The organism is Desulfitobacterium hafniense DCB-2 (assembly GCF_000021925.1).
Classification (GTDB): Bacteria; Bacillota; Desulfitobacteriia; order Desulfitobacteriales; family Desulfitobacteriaceae; genus Desulfitobacterium; species Desulfitobacterium hafniense.
On the sequence record NC_011830.1, the window covers coordinates 5,213,586 to 5,234,669 of the forward strand.

Annotated in this window: 22 protein-coding genes; 1 reads left to right on the top strand and 21 read right to left on the bottom strand. The window is 48.7% G+C overall.

Features of this window, described 5'->3' with window-relative positions:
* Positions 1 to 80: 80 nt before the first annotated feature.
* The 21 genes from eutM to DHAF_RS24460 all read right to left on the bottom strand — a co-directional run bounded on the left by eutM (position 81) and on the right by DHAF_RS24460 (position 19,603).
* Positions 81 to 368, bottom strand: a complete 288-nt coding sequence (gene eutM / locus DHAF_RS24360) for an ethanolamine utilization microcompartment protein EutM (protein ID WP_005815281.1) — start codon at positions 366 to 368, stop codon at positions 81 to 83.
* A 20-nt stretch (positions 369 to 388) separates the two neighbouring features.
* Entirely contained in the window at positions 389 to 1,030 is a 642-nt protein-coding gene (locus DHAF_RS24365; RefSeq protein ID WP_015945520.1) for a phosphate propanoyltransferase, read from the bottom strand.
* Position 1,031: 1 nt separating this feature from the next.
* Positions 1,032 to 2,519: an acetaldehyde dehydrogenase (acetylating) gene (locus tag DHAF_RS24370; protein ID WP_015945521.1), complete on the bottom strand. Its 1,488-nt coding sequence runs from the start codon at positions 2,517 to 2,519 to the stop codon at positions 1,032 to 1,034.
* A gap of 20 nt (positions 2,520 to 2,539) precedes the next feature.
* Positions 2,540 to 3,091 (bottom strand): BMC domain-containing protein, encoded by a 552-nt coding sequence (locus tag DHAF_RS24375; RefSeq protein WP_015945522.1) that lies wholly within the window; start codon positions 3,089 to 3,091, stop codon positions 2,540 to 2,542.
* A 29-nt stretch (positions 3,092 to 3,120) separates the two neighbouring features.
* Positions 3,121 to 3,783, bottom strand: a complete 663-nt coding sequence (locus DHAF_RS24380) for a cupin domain-containing protein (RefSeq protein ID WP_015945523.1) — start codon at positions 3,781 to 3,783, stop codon at positions 3,121 to 3,123.
* Positions 3,784 to 3,860: 77 nt separating this feature from the next.
* Entirely contained in the window at positions 3,861 to 4,409 is a 549-nt protein-coding gene (locus DHAF_RS24385) for a BMC domain-containing protein (protein WP_015945524.1), read from the bottom strand.
* Position 4,410: 1 nt separating this feature from the next.
* Positions 4,411 to 5,739 (bottom strand): 4Fe-4S dicluster domain-containing protein, encoded by a 1,329-nt coding sequence (locus DHAF_RS24390; protein ID WP_015945525.1) that lies wholly within the window; start codon positions 5,737 to 5,739, stop codon positions 4,411 to 4,413.
* 20 nt (positions 5,740 to 5,759) lie between these two features.
* Positions 5,760 to 6,020 (bottom strand): EutN/CcmL family microcompartment protein, encoded by a 261-nt coding sequence (locus tag DHAF_RS24395; protein ID WP_005815267.1) that lies wholly within the window; start codon positions 6,018 to 6,020, stop codon positions 5,760 to 5,762.
* Complete coding sequence (locus DHAF_RS24400) at positions 6,017 to 6,328, bottom strand: BMC domain-containing protein (RefSeq protein WP_005815265.1); 312 nt, start codon at positions 6,326 to 6,328, stop codon at positions 6,017 to 6,019. The genes DHAF_RS24395 and DHAF_RS24400 overlap by 4 nt, the downstream gene beginning before the upstream one ends.
* 15 nt (positions 6,329 to 6,343) lie before the next feature.
* On the bottom strand, positions 6,344 to 7,186 hold the full coding sequence (eutJ, locus tag DHAF_RS24405; RefSeq protein WP_005815263.1) for an ethanolamine utilization protein EutJ: 843 nt from the start codon (positions 7,184 to 7,186) through the stop codon (positions 6,344 to 6,346).
* The gene (locus DHAF_RS24410; RefSeq protein WP_005815262.1) at positions 7,174 to 7,839 is read right to left on the bottom strand and encodes a hypothetical protein; all 666 of its coding nucleotides are present in this window, start codon (positions 7,837 to 7,839) and stop codon (positions 7,174 to 7,176) included. Before DHAF_RS24410 ends, eutJ begins: the two co-directional genes overlap by 13 nt.
* A 40-nt stretch (positions 7,840 to 7,879) precedes the next feature.
* The gene (locus tag DHAF_RS24415; RefSeq protein WP_005815261.1) at positions 7,880 to 8,338 is read right to left on the bottom strand and encodes a EutP/PduV family microcompartment system protein; all 459 of its coding nucleotides are present in this window, start codon (positions 8,336 to 8,338) and stop codon (positions 7,880 to 7,882) included.
* The gene (gene eutS / locus DHAF_RS24420) at positions 8,335 to 8,688 is read right to left on the bottom strand and encodes an ethanolamine utilization microcompartment protein EutS (protein ID WP_005815259.1); all 354 of its coding nucleotides are present in this window, start codon (positions 8,686 to 8,688) and stop codon (positions 8,335 to 8,337) included. The genes DHAF_RS24415 and eutS overlap by 4 nt, the downstream gene beginning before the upstream one ends.
* Before the next feature lie 72 nt (positions 8,689 to 8,760).
* Positions 8,761 to 8,931, bottom strand: coding sequence for a hypothetical protein (locus DHAF_RS26245; RefSeq protein WP_015945526.1), 171 nt, complete (start codon positions 8,929 to 8,931; stop codon positions 8,761 to 8,763).
* Between the two features lie 572 nt (positions 8,932 to 9,503).
* Entirely contained in the window at positions 9,504 to 10,487 is a 984-nt protein-coding gene (gene cutD / locus DHAF_RS24430) for a choline TMA-lyase-activating enzyme (protein WP_015945527.1), read from the bottom strand.
* 76 nt (positions 10,488 to 10,563) lie between these two features.
* Entirely contained in the window at positions 10,564 to 13,110 is a 2,547-nt protein-coding gene (cutC, locus tag DHAF_RS24435; protein ID WP_015945528.1) for a choline trimethylamine-lyase, read from the bottom strand.
* A 46-nt stretch (positions 13,111 to 13,156) separates the two neighbouring features.
* Positions 13,157 to 14,698 (bottom strand): acetaldehyde dehydrogenase (acetylating), encoded by a 1,542-nt coding sequence (locus DHAF_RS24440; protein WP_011462303.1) that lies wholly within the window; start codon positions 14,696 to 14,698, stop codon positions 13,157 to 13,159.
* Between the two features lie 54 nt (positions 14,699 to 14,752).
* A complete protein-coding gene (locus DHAF_RS24445; RefSeq protein ID WP_011462304.1) occupies positions 14,753 to 15,043 on the bottom strand; it encodes a BMC domain-containing protein in 291 nt (96 codons plus the stop codon).
* 26 nt (positions 15,044 to 15,069) lie between these two features.
* A complete protein-coding gene (locus tag DHAF_RS24450) occupies positions 15,070 to 15,366 on the bottom strand; it encodes a BMC domain-containing protein (RefSeq protein WP_005815246.1) in 297 nt (98 codons plus the stop codon).
* Positions 15,367 to 15,619: 253 nt separating this feature from the next.
* The gene (locus DHAF_RS24455) at positions 15,620 to 17,203 is read right to left on the bottom strand and encodes a BCCT family transporter (protein WP_011462305.1); all 1,584 of its coding nucleotides are present in this window, start codon (positions 17,201 to 17,203) and stop codon (positions 15,620 to 15,622) included.
* A gap of 351 nt (positions 17,204 to 17,554) precedes the next feature.
* Positions 17,555 to 19,603, bottom strand: coding sequence for an alkaline phosphatase family protein (locus DHAF_RS24460; protein WP_015945529.1), 2,049 nt, complete (start codon positions 19,601 to 19,603; stop codon positions 17,555 to 17,557).
* A 492-nt stretch (positions 19,604 to 20,095) separates the two neighbouring features.
* On the opposite strand from DHAF_RS24460, the gene DHAF_RS24465 reads away from it, so the two are divergent.
* Positions 20,096 to 21,007, top strand: coding sequence for a LysR family transcriptional regulator (locus DHAF_RS24465; protein ID WP_005815230.1), 912 nt, complete (start codon positions 20,096 to 20,098; stop codon positions 21,005 to 21,007).
* Positions 21,008 to 21,084 lie beyond the last annotated feature (77 nt).

Genomic DNA, 21,084 nt, shown 5'->3' on the forward strand with positions numbered 1-21,084 from the left:
CACCTTGATTCAAAACAGACGAAGGTCAAGGTCTCCAAAAGAGAGCGCAGACCTTCGTCCTGCCGGGTTTCTTGCTTGTCTTAACCTTCTTTTTTAACAGGGAGGATCATTTCCACGTCACTGTGGGGACGGGGAATGACATGGACGGAAATGAGCTCGCCAACCCGCTGAGCGGCAGCAGCACCGGCATCGGTAGCCGCCTTGACAGCGCCTACATCTCCTCTTACCATTACGGTTACCAAACCGCCGCCGACAAATTCGCGGCCGATCAGATATACATTGGCGGCTTTAACCATAGCATCTGCGGCTTCAATAGCACCTACCAAACCTTTGGTTTCGATTAATCCTAAAGCTTCTGTTTTACTCATGATTGTTTCCTCCTAAAATTTCATTTTATGATGGTTATTCTCGAAGTGGGTGTGAGATCCATCCCATTGGCTTCATCTGTGTCGATATGACACTCAAGCTGGGAGGTGTTATTGGCTCTGATGGCTACATTGGCGTAAGTTCCTCCACGCAGCCCGTTTATTTGAATCGTTACCAGCTCTCCATCCCTTACCCCAAAGCGTTGGGCATCCTCTAAGGACATATGAATGTGGCGCTGGGCAACGATAACACCTTGGGAAAGAAGAACACTTCCTTTGGGGCCTACAAGGGTCATTCCCGGAGTTCCCTGCAGCTCTCCGGACAGTTTTACAGGGGCTTTGAGACCAAGCTTGAAACAGTCTGTTCTGAGTATCTCCACCTGGGATTCTCTGCGCTCCGGTCCAAGGATGCGGACATTTTCAATCGCCCCTTTAGGCCCGCAGATCGTCAGGGTTTCCTTGCAGGCATATTGCCCCGGCTGGGACAAATCCTTGATCCTGGTCAATGAGTATCCCTCACCAAACAAGGTGTTCACATCTGCTTGGGAGAGATGAATATGCCGGTTGGATATCCCTACAGGTATGGAGCAATCCTCCTGGTGGATATTCGCCCCCTCTTTGACTGCTTCCAGCAGAAGTTCCACTAAAGCGTCATACTTTCCCACTTTAGCAGTCACCCCTTTGTTTCAACAGGGACATGACTTCATTGACCAGAGCCTGAATCCGGTCTTCACTGACAGTGCCGCCGGAGCCGCCCTGCTGTGCATCCCCGGTTGCATAGGAGGAATTCCCATTCTCTGTGACATCTTTGATTCCATAGGCTACACGTTTAATATTGATCAAGTGCATAGGGGTTACATTGTCTGAGGTTGCGCTTCCTCCCCAAGTACCGCAGCCTAAGGTAAAGGCGGGCGCCAGTCCTGTACTTACTCCTACACCACCATGGGTGGATGCTGTATTGACCAAAATCCTGAAAACGGGTTTCTCTGCAAATTTGATAGCCATTTCCGGGTTTTCCGTATGAATGGAAAGGCTATGGCCTACCCCGCCGTTATTGAGTAATTTCATGCATAGATCGCAGGCTTCATGCCAGTCTTTGACGGTATAAAAGGCCAGCACCGTGGTCAGCTTTTCATAGGAGAGGGGATATTGCTCGCCGACTCCCTGTTGTTCTCCCAGCAGAACTTTGGTTCCCGGGGGAATGGAAATTCCGGCACCGGCTGCGATATCTGCAGCGGATCTCCCCACCATTTTAGCATTCATGGCATGGCCCCTGTTAAACAGTTTCCGCCCCACTTGCTCAGTTTCCTCCGGGGTCATGAAGTAGCCGCCCTGACGTTTGAACTCTTCCATAACCTGGTTGCGAATGCACTCTTCTACCACCACCGATTGCTCAGAAGCACAGATAGTGCCATTGTCGAAGGTTTTGCTGGCAATAATATTTCTGACTGCTTTGGGAATATCGGCAGTTCTTTCAATATAAGCGGGAACATTGCCCGGGCCTACCCCCAGAGCCGGTTTTCCGGCGCTATAGGCCGCCTTGACCATGGCCGAACCGCCTGTGGCAATGATCATGGCTACTTCGTCGCATTTCATGAGTTCATTGGTTGCATTCATGGATGGCTTGGAGATGCAGCCGATGATATTGGCCGGAGCACCGGCCGCCACTGCCGCATCGTTCATCAACTTAGCTGCTTCCAAAGTGCACTTCAAAGCCGAAGGATGGGGTGAGAACACAATTCCGTTACGTGCTTTAATGGCAATGAGCGATTTGTAGATAGTCGTGGAGGTAGGGTTGGTGGAGGGGACAATCCCCATCAGCAATCCCACCGGTTCCGCAATCTCCATGACCTTATTGATCTTGTCTTCCTTAATAACCCCGATGGTCTGCATGGGCTTGATAAATTGATAGAGCTCTGTAGAGGCAAAACGATTCTTAAAAACCTTATCCTCCACTTTGCCAAACCCTGTTTCTTCCACCGCTAACTTTGCCAGAGCAACAGCATTTTCCTCCGCTACCTTTACCATATTGCGAATGATTTTGTCAATCTGCTCGCTATTGAATTGTGCCAGTTCAGTCTGGGCTTGTTTGGCCTGACGGGCAAGATTTCTGGTCTCCTGCACAGATTGTAAATCATAATCAAAGTTTAGCACTTACGTTCCTCCCTTCACCGTCATTCATGTTTTTGGTTGTAATACTCCTTGAGTTGCTGGATAAGATCTTCTTTATTTGCTTTGGATATGGCTCTTCCTGCTATGGCAAGTCCTTTGTATTCTCTGGCCAGATTGCGGAGTTTTAAGACGGGGAGAGTTTTCAGGGCATCCACGCATGGTTCAAGGCCAAATTCTTGCACAAAATCATCTATTGTCTGTTTATTGGTTGTTTGATCAAAACCCGGAAGGGCCTTGACTTTTTCCGGTTGCGGCACAGGGGGTGCCTGCTTTGCAGCGGGGCTGGGGCCGATCATTCCTTCGATTTCCTGATGGGGTCTGGGAATGACATGCTGTGAAACCAGCAGCAAAGGGCTAATCTTCTCCACCGCAGCAGCGCCTGCTTCCACGGCTGCTTTCACAGCTCCCACATCACCGGTTACCGATATGGTCACCAGACCGCCGCCGACAAAATCCCTTCCCACAAGTTCAACTTGCGCTGTTTTAAGCATGACATCTGCACATTCGATAGCAGGAAGGAGTCCTCGTGTCTCAATAAGGCCAAGAGCCTGCATAGCCTATCCTCCTATTGTTGAACCTGAATTCAGGCCCGGTTTGCTGGGCAGGTAATAGAGAAGATTTTGGCATATCCTGAGGCCCTCCAGGTCACCTGTGCGCCTTTCGGCACATGCAGTACGTCTCCCTGGCAGGCTTCAAAGGTTTCACCATTGATGGTGAGCCCTAAGCATCCTTCCAAAACAATACCAATTTCTTCACAGCTCAATGTGCGGTCAAAGCTGGATTTTTCGATGGTCAAAAAACCTGCACTCATTTGAGACTCGTCTTTGCCGATGACCTCCCGATAGGCTGCCCTGGTGCCCGGTTTTCCGGTGTCCAAGTCCTCATAATTTACCGTCCTGCCATGGACAATTTTCAGCCCGCTTTGAGGCTCACCCTCGGTAATGAAGGGCAGTTTAGCTGCGGGGGCCGCGACACCTGTCAAAAGGTGATTGGTTAAGACCATTTTGATGGTTTGATAGATCATATCCCTGTCAAACTCTGCTTCCCGCTTCCCTGTTTGCTGCAGATCACTGAATTTGCACTCTTGATTTTGGGCGGCAGCTGCGGCGAAAACGAATTCCACACCCAATTCTTTAGCCAGGTCTCTGGCTGAAGGAGTAACAATCGTTCCCCCTGCCACGCAGAATTCTTTTTGCCCTTTTTCTGCTGCTGATTTGACATCGTCAGCACAAATGAGTTTCTTCAAAATCCCACCTCCTTTCAATCCTTACGGTGATCAAAGTGAATCCTGGGGACCTGGTACTCTGTAACACTCACTGAGTGCTAATATAGGGATGTCCACAATCTATCGGACGGGGAAGGAATGACCTCAATATCCACAAGGAGGCCTTTTTCCATAGCAATGGCCTTCCCTGCCTCAATACCTGCTTCCACAGCGGCCACATCCCCGGTAAAAGTAAAGTACGCTTTGCCGCCCAGTCCGCTGCCCAGGCGCAGTTCCAGAGCCTGAACATCGGCGGCTTTCAGTGCCGCATCAGCAGCCGTGATCATGGAGGCCATGGAGAAAGATTCCATAATTCCCAGGGCCCCGGTTCCGTCCGGCATGGTCGTGGCCGTGATCGCCGGGAAAATTCCTTCATGAACATTGGGCAGCACGAAGCTGTCCACTAAATATTCCCCGGAAATGGCTATCCCTGTGCTGATCGAACTTTCGACGGCCGCCACATCCCCTTGCACGATAGCAATATATTTGCCCGGACAGACGGGGGTTGCACTGACCACATCAACGTAAGCTATTTTAAGCATCTGATCGGTGGCATAGATTCCTCTGGCCACACTGGTAAGCTCAATCATACCTATTGCTCTATACATACTACCCCACCTTTACCACAATAGAATTGTCTTTAATCTCGACAACGGTGCCGGCCATGCTGGCATGGACCGGGGCCCCGAGACTGTTTTCCGGTATTTTGCCGATCATCTGCCCTGCTTCTACATGCTGGCCTAGGTTAACGATGGGCTGGGACGGTGCCCCGATATGCTGACGCAAGCCGATTTCCAGATACTCGGGCTTAAACTGAATGGTGGTCAGGGGTGCCGGTTGATCAAAAAGGGTTAACCCGATTTTGGCCACCAGGCGTTTGCTTGGTATCAGCCGATAGTCCCTTGCCGAGCGGGGCTGGAACTCCACTTGGGTGGGCTGGTAACGAATCCCTTGTTCCGCCAGTTTTTGTTTGTAAAAAATATTCACCGTTTTCGGATGGAGATTGGCCGGACAGGAGAAGAGTTCGCAGGCATTGCATTCACAGCATAACTGAGCGATCTGCAATTCCTTCACATCCTGGAGGTCATAGCTTAAAGCGCGCATGACTTTATGGGGCTGCATATCGTGTCCCAAAAGATAGCGGGGACACAGATCCGTACACATCCGGCATTGTTCACAGGCTGTTTTGCTGATGACCCGTCCCTGGTTGATGTTAACGGATTTTTTGCGGATGAGGAAATGATCCTTTTTAAGCAGAATAAAGCCTTTGCTTTTCTTGGTGACATAGCCATCGATCCCGTCCAGGAGGGAACCCATCATCGGGCCGCCGTCGATCACAGCATAGTCATCCCCATTTTCCAGGCCGCATTGCCTGAGCAGCTCCCGGATGGGCATACCCACCGGTACCTTGACCGTTAAACGGTTGGGAATATCACCGGCAAGGGTGAGATAGGTTTCGGTGACCGGCTTGCCTGACAGGGCATTAAAAATATTTAAAGCCGTTTCCGAGTTGATCACCACGCACCCTACTTTGAGGGGGATGGAGGCTTCCGGAACAACCCTTTTGGTCAGCTCATAGACCAGAACCTGCTCATCGCCGGCCGGGTAGATATCCCGTAATTCCATGACTTCCATATAATCTTCCAGCCCTAAAGCTGTGATTTTTTCGCGCAGAAGTTTGACGATGGCTTTGTGTTTTCCTTTGATGCCGATGACCGCTTTACGGGCTTCTATATACTGCCCTGCCGCTTCCAGCCCTTTGATGATTTCTTCGCTGAACTCCGCCATCAATTGCTGATCCACCCGCAGCAGCGGTTCACATTCAGCCCCGTTCAACAATATATATTCTGCCTTCGCGGCCAGTTTGGCATGGGTTGGAAACCCAGCTCCCCCTGCCCCGATGACTCCGGCATCCTTAACCCTATTCAGCAGATCCAACTTTCCCCACCTCCAGATTCTCAAAACGTACAGTCTTCATCGATGATTCCTACAATGACAGCATCAATGGGTATATCGTCCTGACCCAGCATTTTGCGGGCGGAGCTGCCTGTGCATACCAACACCCGTTCACCGATCCCGGCGCTGATGGTGTCGGCGGCAATGATGAGACGGCCTTTATCGATCCCACCCAGGACCTCCACCAGCATGAATTTCAGTCCTCTCAGTGAATCGGCCTTCCGTGTTGCCCAGATATTATCAATTACTTTTGCTGCTATCATGGGTTCTCACCTACTTTGATTTCTCGCATTTTACATTGGATATCTTTAATAGCAGCTTCCACTGAGGCTGTATCGCCAAAAATGGCGATCATAATCAGATTTTGCGGGCAATGACCTTTAATATCTTCCACAAAAACTCCCGCTGCCTTTTCAGCGATATCGGCAGCCACCACCATATCGATCATCCGCCCCTGAACTAAGCCGACGGCGTCGTAGTTCTCCAGGGGAACACTTGGCGCAGAACCTTTACGGCGAAACAGGAGATCCACCGTCCCTTGGGAAGGAGATTTAATGATCCGGTATTCCATGGCTAAGACTCCTCTCTAAAGGATTTCCTGCGTACAGTTCAGAGCGATACCTAAGGGTGTCACAAACATGGGGTTTTGCGGTTTATAGGTGGGAATACCCGTCTGTCTGGCGATGATGGTTTCGATTCCTTCCAGACAGCAGGTTCCGCCGACCAGATAGATCGTTTCGACTTGATAGTCCCTTAAGTGGCGGTTTAGGATGGAGGACACTTTTTCAACTACCGGCCCCACCACAGGGGTCAATTCCCGATGGTTTTTGGGGTTCTGCTTATAGTTTTCCGCCTCGTCAAAGCTCATTTTATAAGCTCCCGCTATCACCAGGGAAAAATGAGTGCCTCCGGTGGGTTCATCAGCCACATAAATCACTTCTCCATCTTTGAGAATCGTAATTCCTGTGGTTCCCCCGCCGATATCCACGATGGCCCCGTCTTTGATTTTGAGTACGGCATTAGCGGCCGTGGGTTCGTCCAGAAGATTGGTGATTTCAAATCCGGCTCCCTGGACCACATGTTTGATCACGCCTGAATCCAGAGCCATGGTTCCCGGCGGCAGAGCGGCCGCGGCATAGACGAGTTCCGTGTCCAGCCTTTCTTCCAGCTCTTGCTTCAATTCCTTGACGATACGGATGGCGCCGATATAGTCCACTACCATCCCATCTTTAACTACATTGGCAAAGCGATAGGCACCGGCCACCGGCTGATAATTCTCATCGAGAACTGCCAGCACGATATAGGCCGTTCCCAGATCAATTCCCGTATAATAAACGGAGGATTTGCTCACGATAGGATGCTCAATCACTCTTTCGAAATCCTTAACCAGTTGATCACAGTATTCAAAAGCAGAATTTACGTTTTGCATTGTTGACCTCCCAGACACTTCCAGATCATGACGCAGAGGATGTTCATGATCAGATTGATTTTCTCAATGAGATCTTGCCGTGAGCAAACGTTGAACTCCTCATCCCAATAGGCTTCCAAAACAGCGGATTCCAGCTCGCGAAGAGTTGCCCGCAAATGATTTAACGAGGCAATGGCTGCTCCATTTTCCGTCCGCACATGAAATTCGGTAATATCAAAGTGTTTACCCAGATAAGTTGAACAGTTTTTCATCTCTGCCTCAGACCAGTCCTGAAATTGCAGATTAACCGGCGACGTCTGTTCCCATGCCGTTTTTTTCACCTCGCTGAAGCATCTTCCCAAGGCAAATACTTCTTCGGCCAGAACAGTGCTGCCACCGCTCAAAAGATTCGCTCCCACCATCAAAAACAGGGATTCCAGGCTTTCCATCCTGCGTCTTAATCTCAGAACATTCCAGCTTTCCTGTTCCGTTCCTGATTTGCCGTTGCCGGTGCTCTTGCTTTTGCAGTCCTGGGCCTCCGCCAGCTTGATTCCCCTATCGACAAGAAATTGGCGGGCTTCCGGTGTGAGTTTTGTCCGGGGTTCTAAAGTATACGCTGTAAAGGGCTCCGCTTTATATAAATCGCGCAATTCCGTCTCGGTAATAAACCTCATGGTTTCACCTCCGCTTCCTGAATGTTCCTTAATTAATACCCTATAACCAATGCCTTACTAAACTTGATAGACCTAAGAGATACTCCTTCAACTCTTCCACCCCTGTGTTGTCTGTTAACGAGATCCGGAAATAGGGTTCGGAAACCCCGATGCTTTGCAGCTGATGGATACACAAGGGGACGTTCTCCGTTTTCAGGTCAACCTTCGTCATCACACCGCTCACCGGACAGGTGAAGGTTTTGGCAAAGCCGGGGGGATAGACCTCGACGGGCCTGGATGAGTCGATGAGCAGGAGCACATGGGATGCCGTTTGAGCAGTAGCAATCAGGTATTTATACATAGAAGGGTTTTCAATATATGAGCCGGGAGTGTCAATGGTATTCTTCCCATAAATGACATCCTGGGTTTTCTTCAAGGGTCTGGAGGTATCATTGAGGATATTCGCCAGGGTGGATTTGCCGGCCTGGGTGGGTCCGACGATCATGATGCGCTTTTTCATGTGCTGGTTATCCTGGCCGGAGTAAAGTTCAACAGTTTTTCCAGGGTGTCATTGATGGCTGCCATGGCGGCTCCCACACTTGCCACATCCCCGGATATAACCAAGGAACCGGTAAAGCGGTCTAAGAATCCGATCTCCACATCAGAGGCCTTGGTGGCGATATCAGCGGCGATAATCGCCGTCTCACTGGGAGTGAGAGTTAGGATCCCAATCGCGCCCCGTTCTTCAATGCCCAGGCGTTCGTATAGGTCCTGTACCGGTGAAGCGATGATATGAGCCAGGGTGACCTGCTTGCCGGGGACGTATTCCTGGATGATCCGTTTTCTGTCGAAGTCGTCGGTAGTGCTCATACAATCCCTCCGTTCGGATAATGGCTTTGCAGCCGGGTTTGGTGGGGCTTCGTAAGATTTCAGCGGGGCTTCTTAAGGTTCCGGCAGGCTCTGTGGGTCCCGGAAATGGTCTCCAGGATTTTGCTTTACACCGGTCGCTCCATAAGCTGCGCGGACAAAACTACCGCTCAAGCCCTCCGCTCCGAAAGGTCCCCCGCCAAATCGCTCCTGCTCAATGGCGGGTTGGAAACGTCCTGTTTCCAACCTTTCTCCGCTGCAGGCTTTTCGCGAAGTTTTGTTTCCGCTCGCTTAAAGTCGCTTCCCTTGTGTAAATCAAAATCCTTGGGCCGTTTTTCGGGAGTGAGCGAGCGGGGCGTTGCAGGGTGGGATTCCTTACTTGGGTTACTTTTTCCGTCTTGGCCGGGCCGCTTGCGGCATGGCCGGCTGTTCAAGTTGGTTACCTTAGTTGGCTGCTCAGGCTGGCTGGTTTGGCCGGCTATCCCTGACCGGCTGCTGAGAAAGGCTCTAAAGATGACCCCCGTTAAGTTCCGCAAAAGACCTAGAAGCAGTGCTGAGAAGGAGACCCGCAAGACGTAGCTTTACGTACAAAAGCGGATGGATTTAGCGGAGGGGCGGTCAGGTGAACGAGGCTTTCTTAACGGAGCGGAGCCACGGTTCACATCAGGTATTACCCTGAGGTTTGGCGGGAGCTGTTAAGAAAGCGAGTGAACCAGCCCCGGAGCTATGGAGTACGCGTTGTGCGTAAAGCTACGCGACCCGAACCGTCTTTTCACCCCGCCGTTCCCCTCCGGCATGACCTGCGAAGTCCGCCCCGACTAATGCCTGATCACCGCCGCCCGCAGGTCATACCCCCCAATAATGCGGGCGATCTCATCCAGCTCTTCGGCCTTAAAGCTCAAATCCTCAGTAATGGTGTAATTCATATCCAACTGCTTATATTTGTTAATCCCTAACTTATGGTAGGGCAGCAGGTCGATTCCCTGAAAGTTCTTGCAGCTGCTGAACGGTTGAAGGAACTCCATGGTGCGGCGGATGGTGTCCTGGCTGTCATTCATGCCTCTGATCAGGGGCATTCTGATTTTGATATTGAATCCCCGGTGGATCAACTCAGTCAGATTATCCAGGATCCGTTCATTCCTTACCCCTGTCAGTTCGTAATGCCGCTCCGGGTCGATATGCTTAAGATCATACAGAAACAAATCGGTGAACTGAGCGATCATGAGCAAAGTATCCAGCTTGGCATACCCACAGGTTTCGATGGCGGTATTGATTCCCATCCGTTGGCATTCCATGAGCAGATTGGTGGCAAATTCAGGCTGGGCCGTTACTTCCCCTCCCCCAAGGGTGACTCCTCCGCCTGAGCTCAGGTAGAAGAGTGCATCCTGCTGGATGATTTCCAGCACCTCGGAGATTTTCAGATCCTTACCGGCGATGGAGAGTGCTTTTTTCGGACAGATTGTTTCACACTTGCGGCAGCCCACACAATCAATATTCCGGTTGATGGTATGCTTCGGCGGTTCATAGTGAGTGGGTACCGTCTCGCCGTCACGGTTGGCAAAAGAATGGATGTTGACAGGACAAACGGGAATGCAATTGCCGCAATGAATACATGAGTCCTCCATATACATGACCTGATATTTTCGCTCAAGTCCCTCAGGGTTGGAACACCATTTGCATCTCAGGGGGCAGCCTTTGAAGAAAATCAGTGTTCTTATGCCCGGTCCGTCATAGAGAGAATACTTCTGAACATTGAAGATCCTCGCCTGCCGTTCTAAAATGCTGCAAATTTCAGTATTCATAATGTCTCCATTTTATAGAAGCTATCTTAAAGAGCCTACCTATTTAAAAATGCTACCTGATTAAAGAAACTACTTTTTAAAAATGTTCCAGAACGGTCCGGCTGATGATTTCATCCTGAACCTCTTTGCACAATTCCACGAAGTAGGCGCTGTATCCAGCCACCCGAATGATGAGATCCCGATATTTATCCGGTTCGATTTGAGCCCGTTTCAGGACTTCATTATCCACATAGCTGAATTGCATCTGGCCATTGCCGAGGATGGAGGCTGTTCTGAGCAAGGTGATCAGGCCGTTTTCCCCTTCCGGGGTTTCCAGAATACCGCGCAATAGTTTAAAATTATGAACCATGCCGATATTCATGGACTCGACGCTCAGCTTACTGACGGATTTGATGATGGCGGTGGGTCCAAACTTATCCGCACCCTGGGTGGGACTGATTCCGTCGGACAGCGGTGTCCAGGCCAGTCGGCCGTTGGGGGTAGCGCCCGTGATTTCACCGATGGGAGTGTTGTTGGAGATGGAAAGGGTGCCATGGGTGAAATGTGAGAAGAGCATTTTAAAGGAATTGTGCACCCGTTCGGTCCAAATGATCAGATCTGAAGCAATTAAATCGGCATAATCATCATCATTTCCGTATTTCGGCGCATTCAGACAATCGGTCCGCAATGCTTCATAGCCTTCAAAATTGGCATTGAGAGCATCCCTGATTTGTTTCAGAGTGTACTTCTTTTCTTCAAAGACCAGCTTTTTGATGGCCGCCATGGAGTCTGCATAGGTTCCCAGGCCGGAGAAGATCAATCCGGGACCAAAATTGATCCGGGCTCCACCGCTTGTCACATCCGTCCCCTTTTCCATACAGCCTTCCACCAGCAGGGACATCAGGGGTTTGGGAACAAGCTCTTTATGAACACGCTGACTGATGATGGTACCAATGGCTGATAAGCGAATAATGTTCTCTATTTGTTGCTTGCAGGCGGCATCAAATTCTTCATAAGTCTTGAAGTTATCGAGATCGCCGGTGTCAAGACCTTCCATCGTGCCCCGCCATTTCATGACCCCGCGGTTCAGAACAAATTCGATGGCGATAGGCCATTGAGTATAGCCGGTGGAAGTCCACTGATAGATACCGCCGGATTTCTGAGGTTCCACACAGCCCATCAGGCAATAATCCCGGGAATCTTCGATGCTGAAGCCTTTGGCCAGCATCATTTTGATATGACTGTCATCAAAGTGGCAGGCGGGGAATCCCAATCCGGCTTTCACCACTTCCACAATCTTTTTCAGATACCTTTGGGGGGATTGATTATGAATCCGGCAGGCCAGGGAGGGCTGATACATCTTGGTAAAACGAACGGCATCCATGATCAGATAGGTCAGCTCGTTGGTAGCATCCCCTCCGGTTCGCTTCTGCCCCCCTACAGTACAGTTGATGAAGGGTTGATAACCGGCGAAATATTTGGCGCCCTGTTCGCTGGACAGCCACATCACTTCCGAGCATTTGATCAGGAAACAACTCATCAATTCGAAGGCTTCCAGCTTGTTGAGCCGGCCGGCATCCATATCGGCCTTGAACATGGGGTAGATATATTGATCCAAACGTCCCAGAGAAATGCCTGTCTGGTTCTCTTCAACGACAAACAGCGATTCCAGGGTCCAAATCGATTGGAGAGCCTCATGGAAAGTACGGGGCGGATTAGCGGGAACCCAGGTCAAAACATCAGCGATCTTGTGCAATTCTTGCTTCCGTACAGAATCCACTTCCCGGTCGGCTGATTCCCGGGCATAATCGGAAAGCCGCCGAGCATAAGCCAGAATACCGTCGCAAGCCTCAATCTCCGCTTTATAGAAGTAAATCTTGTCGATATCCTCCGGGTTTTCCATGGACAACCTGCTCAATCTGTCCTCTGCTTCTTGTCGTACTCCTTTGATCCCTTTTTTAATCAGGATCACATCATATCCGGGAGCAGTATCACCGCCGCCGTTGATCTGATGGTAGGAAAGATCACTGACAAAGGACTCCCCGGAAAAGGACCAGATCCCGGCATCTTCGTATTGTTTCTGACAAATCTCATCCACGCTTTTCCCTTCCCAGAAAGGGAAGATTTCTTCCCGGAGGATGCGCTTATCTTCTTCACTGATTTGGAAGGGATCCTGGGGCCGGGTGGCCATGGTATCCAATTCATCCCTTACCCATCTCCAGGCAATATCCGGTGAAAAAGCACCGGCCCGCGGTTTTCCGCAAGGATGCCCCACAATAAGCTCGTCTTTTTGAATAAGGAGGGGGGCTGTCTCACAGGCTCTCCTGAAACACTTGGCCCGGAGCAGAATCTTTGGTAAACCGGGATTTTCCCTGGTTACTTCTGTGAATGCTCTGGCCCGATCGATGCTGACACTGGGTTTGGCTTGCAAATAGACTGTGCGCAGATTGTTTAAACGCGGTGTAAGGCCGGTGATTTCCCCTTCGTACACGGGGGACTTCCTCTCCTGGTACGCCGGGGATGGGGAATTTGCCGCCAGTTCTTTGGAGATCTCCTGAAATAGTTTCATAACAATAGCTGTTTCTTCTGGGGATAAGTTCTTAGTTACATCGGCAAATTTTGCCGAAAATTCTTTGCTATCCATCCTTTGCCCTCCCTTTAGTTATTGGCTCCCTTTTATTCATTGACTTTTAAGCATTTCTATAAGGTAAAAGCTGTTCCAACAATGTTTCCAACAGCTCGTTGAGGTCCTGGGTTCTTTCCTTAGGGTAACCGGGGCCGGGGCAAAGACTTCCGTTCAGCCCCGTTAGCCTCGTTAATCCTGCTGATTCTGATGATCCTACCGATTCAGCCTGCACACCACAGGTTATATCCTCCAATTTCCTTACCCCATAGCCCACCTTGCGGATGTTAATCAAATTCAGCGGTGAGACATTATCTGAAGTGAATCCGCCGCCCACTGCACCGCAGCCAAGGGTCAAGGCCGGGAAGAGATTGGTTGTCCCTCCGATTCCTCCCAAAGTGGCGGGGGTATTCACAAGTACTCTCGATACGGGTTTTTTCAGGGCGAATTCCCTGATTACCTGCTCATTCCGTGAATGAATGACGAGGGTATGCCCCCGGCCATCGTTGAGGAGCAGTTCGATACACTTTTCACAGGCGTTGAACCAATCCTTCTCCACATAAAAAGCCAATACCGGACAGAGTTTTTCTTTAGCATAAGGGTTAGTTGGTGAGACAAATTTTTGTTCAGAAATGAGAACCTTGGTATTTTCCGAAACGGTGATACCGATTTTCCTGGCCAGCTCCACAGCCGATTTACCGACGATGTCCGGATTGACGCTGCCGTCAGGGCGCAGAAAGAGCTTGCCGAGTTGCTCCGCTTCCTCTTCGGACAGAAAGTAGCCGCCATTCCCCCTGAGTTCCTGTCTTACTTCGTCGGCAATGCATTCCTCAGCTACAACGGATTGTTCTGAGGCCGACACGATGCCGTGATCAAAGGTTCTGCTGGTAATAATGTCTGCTACCGCCTGTTTTATGTCGGCTGAACGCTCTATAAAGGCCGGGCCGTTCCCAGGTCCGCCATAAATAGTCGGTTTTCCGGCGGCATAAGCTGCTTTGACCAGCTTGGGCACTCCTGTAACGATGATCAGGGCTGTATCCTTATGATTCATCAGTCCCAGTGTCCCTTCAAGGGCCTGGGTTCTCTGATAGCCAATGGCCCCGCAAGGCAGTCCGCTGGCTTCAGCGGTCCGCACCAGTATCTCCAGCACTCTTCTGGTGGTCTTTTTCGCTTTGGGATGAGGTGAAAAAACAATGGCATTGCCTGATTTGATAGCAATTAAGGTTTTATAGATGGCGGTGGATACAGGGTTGGTGGAAGGAAGCAAAGCGACAATGACTCCCACGGGTACACCCACATCCAGGGTCTGATTCTCTTTATCTTCGGCAATAATGCCGACAACTTTCATCTTCCTGATTTTCTTACAGAGAAAATCACTGGCAAAAATATTTTTGATATATTTGTCCTGCCATTTTCCGAATCCCGTTTCTTCGTGGGACATCATAGCCAGCTCCCGGGCGTATTTCACCACTTCCCCAGCCATACGCTCCACAATCCGGTCCAGCTTTTCCTGGGAAAAGGTGGCCAAAGCTTTCTGCGCTTCACGGGCGTTTTCGATCAGAATCCGTGCTTCTTGAATTGCAAGCAAATCATTGTCCATTCGATTCATTCTTTATCCCCCTTTCCACTTGAGGATTGAATAGCACCAGCAAAACTGCACTGTTTACCAGTCAATAAGGTGTTTGGCCACAATTTTCTCCACATCGGGATGGGGTCTGGCAATCACATTGGTGCTATAAATTTGGCCCACCTTGCTGGCTGCGGCGATGCCGGCCTCTACCGCCGTTCTCACTGCCCCCACATCGCCGCGGACAACCACGGAGATCAGACCTGAGGCCACATTCTCATAACCCACCAATTCCACTTCTGCAGCCTTGCACATAGCATCCGCAGCTTCCAGCACCGAAACCAGACCATAGGTCTCTATAAACCCTAATGCATCATTTCTCTCCACGGGGTATTCCTCCAAAACCTTCAGTGTTAAGCATCGATATCATGCCGTGAAACAATCTTGCCCACCCGGCTGACAGGACGCGGCATAACATGAGCAGCCGTCAGTTCTCCAATTGCTGCGGCGGCCGCTGCACCTTTTTCTACCGCCGATCTCACTGCGGCCACATCGCCCTTCACCATCACGGTAACAAGTCCTGAGCCGATATTTTCATAGGAAACAAGCACTACATCTGCAGTTTTGCACATGACATCCGCTGCTTCAATGGCCGGTACCATTCCCCGGGTTTCAATAAGTCCTAATGCTTCTTCGCCAAAGTACTCCATAAATTGCTCCTCTTTTTATAATGTTAAACCCGTTGGTACTTTTCAGCTTATTTGCCCGAATTTTGTTCAATATTAAGTTGTGTAGGATTGCACATGTTACTTTTATTATAGTGCCTACCGGGATAACTGTAATATACTAAACACTTATACGGGATATAATCGGAGGTGTAGCACCGGCGGAGAGTGAAAAAAGCGGCTATCAGAAACGAAAGCCCTGATAGCCGCTTAGTTAAGTTGCAGGAATTAATTATGATTAGTCTTCTTCCGGATAATCGATAACCTGGACTTCTTTTTCTTTGCCGAAATCCTCCTTAAGCCACTTGCATAAGGACATCCCTAAGATAACGATAATAATTATAGTAGGTACGCTGGTGGCAACAGAGGAGAGCTGCACTACCGGTAATCCGCCCACCGTCATGATCGCCACTCCGATCACAGCCAAGGCTGAACACCAGAAAAGTCTGGTCCAGCGGGGGGATTCCTGATCATTCTTAACCTCTTTGCACGCGATCATGGAAATAATATAGGCATTGGAATCGATGGTCGTAGCCTGGAAAATAAGCATTACAAATAAGAAATAGGGAATCACTATGGCCGTTAAGGGCAAGGTATTTAGAACTTGGGTGATCATTGCCCCGCCACCGAACTCAGCCAAAGTCTGATCAAGGGCCACTCCTTGATTAAGCTGAAGATCGACTGCATAGCCACCAAATACCAAGAAGAACAGTGAACAGCCGATGGTGGTTACGATCATCATATTGACAACAACATTTCTGATCGTTCTCCCCCTGGAGATTCTGGCCACGAATAATCCGAAGTACATGGCCCATGCAGCCCACCAGGCCCAATAAAATACTGTCCAGTCCTGAGGAAAGCCTGATTTGGTAATTGGATCTGTATACAAACTCATCCGTAAAAAGTTAGTCGCCCAAACCCCTATGCTGTCAACATACATGGATAACATAAACAGCGTGGGGCCTACAAGCATCACAAAAGCCAGTAATCCCATACAGAGCCAACTGTTTAATTCCGATAATTTCTTAATGCCGCTATTTAACCCTGAGTAAGCACTATAGCCAAATACCGCCGAAATCACCAGGGTGACCCCAACTTTTACCGTCATAGAATCCTCGACACCCAGCATATTGGCGGTTACCGCTGATATCATGGGGACAACCGTTCCTAAGGTGGTTCCTAATCCGCCTACCAGACCGATAATAACAAAGATATCGATAACTCTGCCCAGCCAGCCGTCAACCCGGTCTCCCAATATTCCCCGGCAAGCATAGCTTGGGTAAAAATAGGGCTTTTTCCTTACATAAATCATGTAAGCGAAGGCGATGGCTCCCGGGACAAAGATAGCCCAGGCTGAAATACCCCAGTGAAATATTCCATAAGCAAGAGAGAATTGGGCAGCTTGCGCTGAAAATGCCTCACCCCAGTAAGGAGGCCACTTAAGATAAAAGATAGGCTCAGCCATGGTCCAATAAACCAGCCCTGCTCCCACACCGCCTGTGAACATCATCGATATCCAGCTGAAGTTTGAGAATTGAGGTTTATCATCGGGTCCACCCAATTTGACATTGCCATATCTGCCAAAAGCCAACCACAGTGAAAATATGACGCAACCCAAAGCAAATAATAACCATAACCAGTCCATTCTATAGGTGATCGCTTTCAATGCGGCTGCAACAAAGGGCTGTAGTTCTGTGCCAAAAATCATCATCGGGGCATATAGCGCCACACATAAGATAGCGCTGCCCCAGAAAACAACAGGATTAATACGAGCATCTACACTCTTGGATTTGGGTATTTTCTCCAGCTTCTCTTGTAACAAGTTTTTCACCCTTTCTTGTGATTTAATCTGAGAACCGGGTTTAAGAAGATAAGTCAGCTGATAAATTCCACGTGTCTATCTATAGTATGTGTTATGAAAGCAAAATCCTTGGTTATTACCTTATTGGTATTTCAGGTCCGTGAAAAACAATCCTATGCCGATGCCCGCTAAGAGCCCTGGGTTATCCGCTTTAGTATCGCTATGCTTACCTCCTTTTTAAAGATTAAACAGAAATTTGCTATCTTTCACACATAACTTATAGCAAAAATAGGGGGCTGTTGTAAAACGTTAAGAGAAAAGTGTACGGCGACAGGTTCTTTTAACATTGCAACAGCCCCTGGTCAATTCAATCTAAATATCTTCGGAGAAAATCTGATAAATTGGGGCCCCTTCGCATTGGGCAGGGAACCGCAATCCGAGCAGTACGGAAACTGAAGGTGCTACATCAACTTGGCGGATGACCCGCTCTGTGGTAAATCCTGATTTAATACCACTGCCGGCCGCCACGAAAATGGGGGAAACAGATGTTTCGAAATATCCTTCGGAAGTGGAGATGCTATCTCCATGCAATCGGTTGTATCCTTCTTCGATGGAGAAGAAAATATCACCGCACTCCGGGCCATTGGTGCCGATCAGCACAGCATCCTTATTTCTCAGGCAGATGCCGACCACACGCTTGCCGGTTCTCTCATCCCGGTAGTTATACAAATCGGAGATGAGCTGCTCCTCTAAATCATACTTATCTTTCGGATCCACAATCCCGTATTTATCCCGGCCCTTAAGATTGATATAAATGTAGTTGCTGCGGATCTGGACAGCCCTGGTTTTTTCCCAATCCACTTCTCTGAGGGAGTTGCCGTTTTCATCTTTTTTCATGACGGTGTAACCCAGATCTTCCATGACCTTGGTGTTAAGGCCGCCGTATTCTCCCAGAATGGGAGGTACGTTTTCCCCAACAATCAGACCATGATCACTGACGATCAGCACTGTCCAGCCCTCGTCCAGCAGATGAAGGAATTCCCCGAAATAATCGTCGGTTTGGGTATAGAACTTTTCGATGAACCCTTGGTAAACTACTTCATCTGTGTGATCCCATGGCGGCAGGGTCTTGCCCAGATGCCATAACTGGTGACCGGCACAATCGATATTATGAAGATGGGAGAATACGACTTCATACCCTTTTTCTTTAATGCAATGATTGAGACAATCTGCCTGCCACTTATCGTAGATTGCCCAGGAAGGTTCAAAGATTTCCCGAACCAATTCAGCATCTTCTCCGCCAATCAGGCTGACCGGCGGGACATGACCGACATTGTTCACAATATCCTGATAAAGGTCTTTGGTATGCCATAATTGATCATTGCTGATATCAAGAGCATTGCTGATCCAGACTCTCACGTTATTACCCGCCGGATCAAGTTCTAAGATCTTCATGGAACGGCAGGCAGGTTTAGTGACTTCTTTTTTGGTCACATCATCAATAATGCCTGTTACCATTTTGTCTTTCTCTAAAATAACGATGGGCTGTTCCGCTTTTTTGTTCTTGTAAACAGCTACTCGATCGTATTCTCCGTTTTCATTCTTGAGAATCAAAGCAGGGCGTCTTACGATACCGCCGGAGGTCAGAATCGTGAATTCTTTAGCTCCTTCCGGGGCATTGCTCCAGCCTGTCGCCTCCTTGAGAGGAGAGTTGACAATATCATAGGCTACTTTACTGCCGATCACCACTTCGGTATCTTCATCATCCATGACATAGGTACGGATTTCACCGCCTTGGCGGGCAGTATCACCCCACCAAAGTTCCATCATTTCATCATCGACTTCATCATCCAAAGTATCTTCCAAATCCGTAATAATGCAGCCTACCCCTGCCGGCTTATCTACTCTTGGTGCATAGCGGACTTCTTTAATCTCCGGTGAGGCTACAATGACTTTTTCCCAGTCAAGCTGGGCAACACCCATGTTGACAGAACCGGGCTGGGTACCATCGACCACACTTAAATTTTCACTGTGGGAGGTTGGGGGCCAGGAGCTCCCCGGCCAATGCCAGACCAGAGTCTTCAGGCCGGCTTCAGAAGTAATATTCCAGATTTGTTCTGCAGTGCAATTGCGGGAGTCCATATTGTAAACCACCGCGTCCAGGCTTTCCGGCGATTGTCTCCAATAACAGGTGATGCCGTGAGTTCCCGGATAAGCGCCTGTAGCAAGAGTCGTCCAACAAGGTGGTGTAATGGTTGGAATAGCTCCCAGAAGCTGTAAATCCTTTCTGGCTGATCCCTTGGCAATAAATTTTTCTAAATTAGGCATTTTCCCTTCAGCCAAGTATTTGCGACTAATTCTTGGGTCCATACCGTCGACCCCTAGCACCAATAGTTTATCGGTTAGTGCCGCTCTCTTCATAGATTTCATACTCCTTTTATAAATTTTGCTTCGTCTCCAACTATCTGCTGAATCTTCGGCAAGGTGTCCTCACATTTATTTAATAGTGAACGTGTTATCGTTCACCAGGGAAGAGCTCAGGAAGTTTGTTAAGAGCATCTGCCTGCTCATAATTTTCCATAATTCCCCCAACTCAGAAATTTCCCACAATGAGGAAGCCCCTGATACCTACTGATTTTTTATCCCTCCTTGGTCAAATAATTGGATCTTTGATTGTTCTTGTGATATCTTTTACTTGCCCACATTATAAGCAATCCTTTTTTTCCTGTAAAATACTTAATGATTATGCCCCCTATAACCAACACATTAAACAATTATAATTTTTGCTAATACTGCTTATTGAGTATTGTTATTTTAATCTCAAATTCGTATAATTTAGTCAGGCTCAGTCCGCGGGTTTATTCAAAGTAAAAATACCCTATAAAAGGTAAATACTAGAAGAAGGTAATTAAAATGCGTCTAGAACAATTAATGTATTTAGTTGCAGTCAACGAATCTAAGTCCATTTCCCTTGCCGCGGAACGTTCCCACATTTCGCAGCCTGCTCTTAGTTCTGCTATCAGTAAGCTCGAAGATGAACTTGGTGTAGTTCTGTTAAAAAGGACAAATTCTGGCGCTTATTTAACGGACGTGGGGGAGCTCATTATCGTCAAGGCTAAGGAAGTGCTAAGCGGAATTGACGATATTAAAGCCATTGCCCACGGTAACTCCCTTGTGCTCAATGGCAATATATCTATTGCCGCCGATCCTGGCGTCAACATTACGATCATGCCAGATATACTGACTACTTTCAAGTACAATCATCCGAAAGTCAATGTTTTGCTTAAAGTGGGAGAATCCAATAATATCTTGCAGGACATTGAAAAGGGGAAGGCGGATTTTGGTATAATTTTAAGTACCGATGCCTTTCGCAAATCAAAGGATATGCAATCTATCGAACTCTTTGCCGATGAATTTGTCGTGATTACAGGGAGCAATCGTAAATTGGCTTCTGAATCGACTATAACACTGAAAAGAGCCTTATCCTTGCCCATTCTTCTGTACAACACCGAGTACATTACTGAATGTGGTGTATCAAGTCTGCTGCAAAAACACGGCTCTTTCAACGTCTCGTATCGGGTCGATAATTTAGAGATGATGGAAAAGATCCTGACACAGGGAGAGGCTATTGCTTTTGTCCCTAAGTTTATGGCTGATGAGTATATGAAAACCAGTAAAATAAAAAAAATCCCGCTCAGTGATGCCCGTTTGGATGTATCCGTAGTCTTAATTTGGTCGGATCGCCATCATCTTTGCATGATTGAAAAGGAATTTATCAGAGTCATCAGGGCCACCTGTTCCCGGAAAGCAGAAGTCAGGTCCTAGTAAGGCAAGGCCTGGTTTTTAATGCTGAGATAACTTTGTTTATCTCAGCTTATTTATGTCGATGACGAAAGCTGCAC

What these genes read in the sequence shown, in the direction of transcription:
- eutM (WP_005815281.1), bottom strand. Translation starts at nt 368, where the DNA reads ATGAGTAAAACAGAAGCTTTAGGATTAATCGAAACCAAAGGTTTGGTA.
- DHAF_RS24375 (WP_015945522.1), bottom strand. Translation starts at nt 3,091, where the DNA reads ATGCAGGCTCTTGGCCTTATTGAGACACGAGGACTCCTTCCTGCTATC.
- DHAF_RS24385 (WP_015945524.1), bottom strand. Translation starts at nt 4,409, where the DNA reads ATGTATAGAGCAATAGGTATGATTGAGCTTACCAGTGTGGCCAGAGGA.
- DHAF_RS24395 (WP_005815267.1), bottom strand. Translation starts at nt 6,020, where the DNA reads ATGATAGCAGCAAAAGTAATTGATAATATCTGGGCAACACGGAAGGCC.
- DHAF_RS24400 (WP_005815265.1), bottom strand. Translation starts at nt 6,328, where the DNA reads ATGGAATACCGGATCATTAAATCTCCTTCCCAAGGGACGGTGGATCTC.
- eutJ (WP_005815263.1), bottom strand. Translation starts at nt 7,186, where the DNA reads ATGCAAAACGTAAATTCTGCTTTTGAATACTGTGATCAACTGGTTAAG.
- DHAF_RS24410 (WP_005815262.1), bottom strand. Translation starts at nt 7,839, where the DNA reads ATGAGGTTTATTACCGAGACGGAATTGCGCGATTTATATAAAGCGGAG.
- DHAF_RS24415 (WP_005815261.1), bottom strand. Translation starts at nt 8,338, where the DNA reads ATGAAAAAGCGCATCATGATCGTCGGACCCACCCAGGCCGGCAAATCC.
- eutS (WP_005815259.1), bottom strand. Translation starts at nt 8,688, where the DNA reads ATGAGCACTACCGACGACTTCGACAGAAAACGGATCATCCAGGAATAC.
- cutD (WP_015945527.1), bottom strand. Translation starts at nt 10,487, where the DNA reads ATGAATACTGAAATTTGCAGCATTTTAGAACGGCAGGCGAGGATCTTC.
- cutC (WP_015945528.1), bottom strand. Translation starts at nt 13,110, where the DNA reads ATGGATAGCAAAGAATTTTCGGCAAAATTTGCCGATGTAACTAAGAAC.
- DHAF_RS24440 (WP_011462303.1), bottom strand. Translation starts at nt 14,698, where the DNA reads ATGAATCGAATGGACAATGATTTGCTTGCAATTCAAGAAGCACGGATT.
- DHAF_RS24450 (WP_005815246.1), bottom strand. Translation starts at nt 15,366, where the DNA reads ATGGAGTACTTTGGCGAAGAAGCATTAGGACTTATTGAAACCCGGGGA.
- DHAF_RS24460 (WP_015945529.1), bottom strand. Translation starts at nt 19,603, where the DNA reads ATGAAGAGAGCGGCACTAACCGATAAACTATTGGTGCTAGGGGTCGAC.
- DHAF_RS24465 (WP_005815230.1), top strand. Translation starts at nt 20,096, where the DNA reads ATGCGTCTAGAACAATTAATGTATTTAGTTGCAGTCAACGAATCTAAG.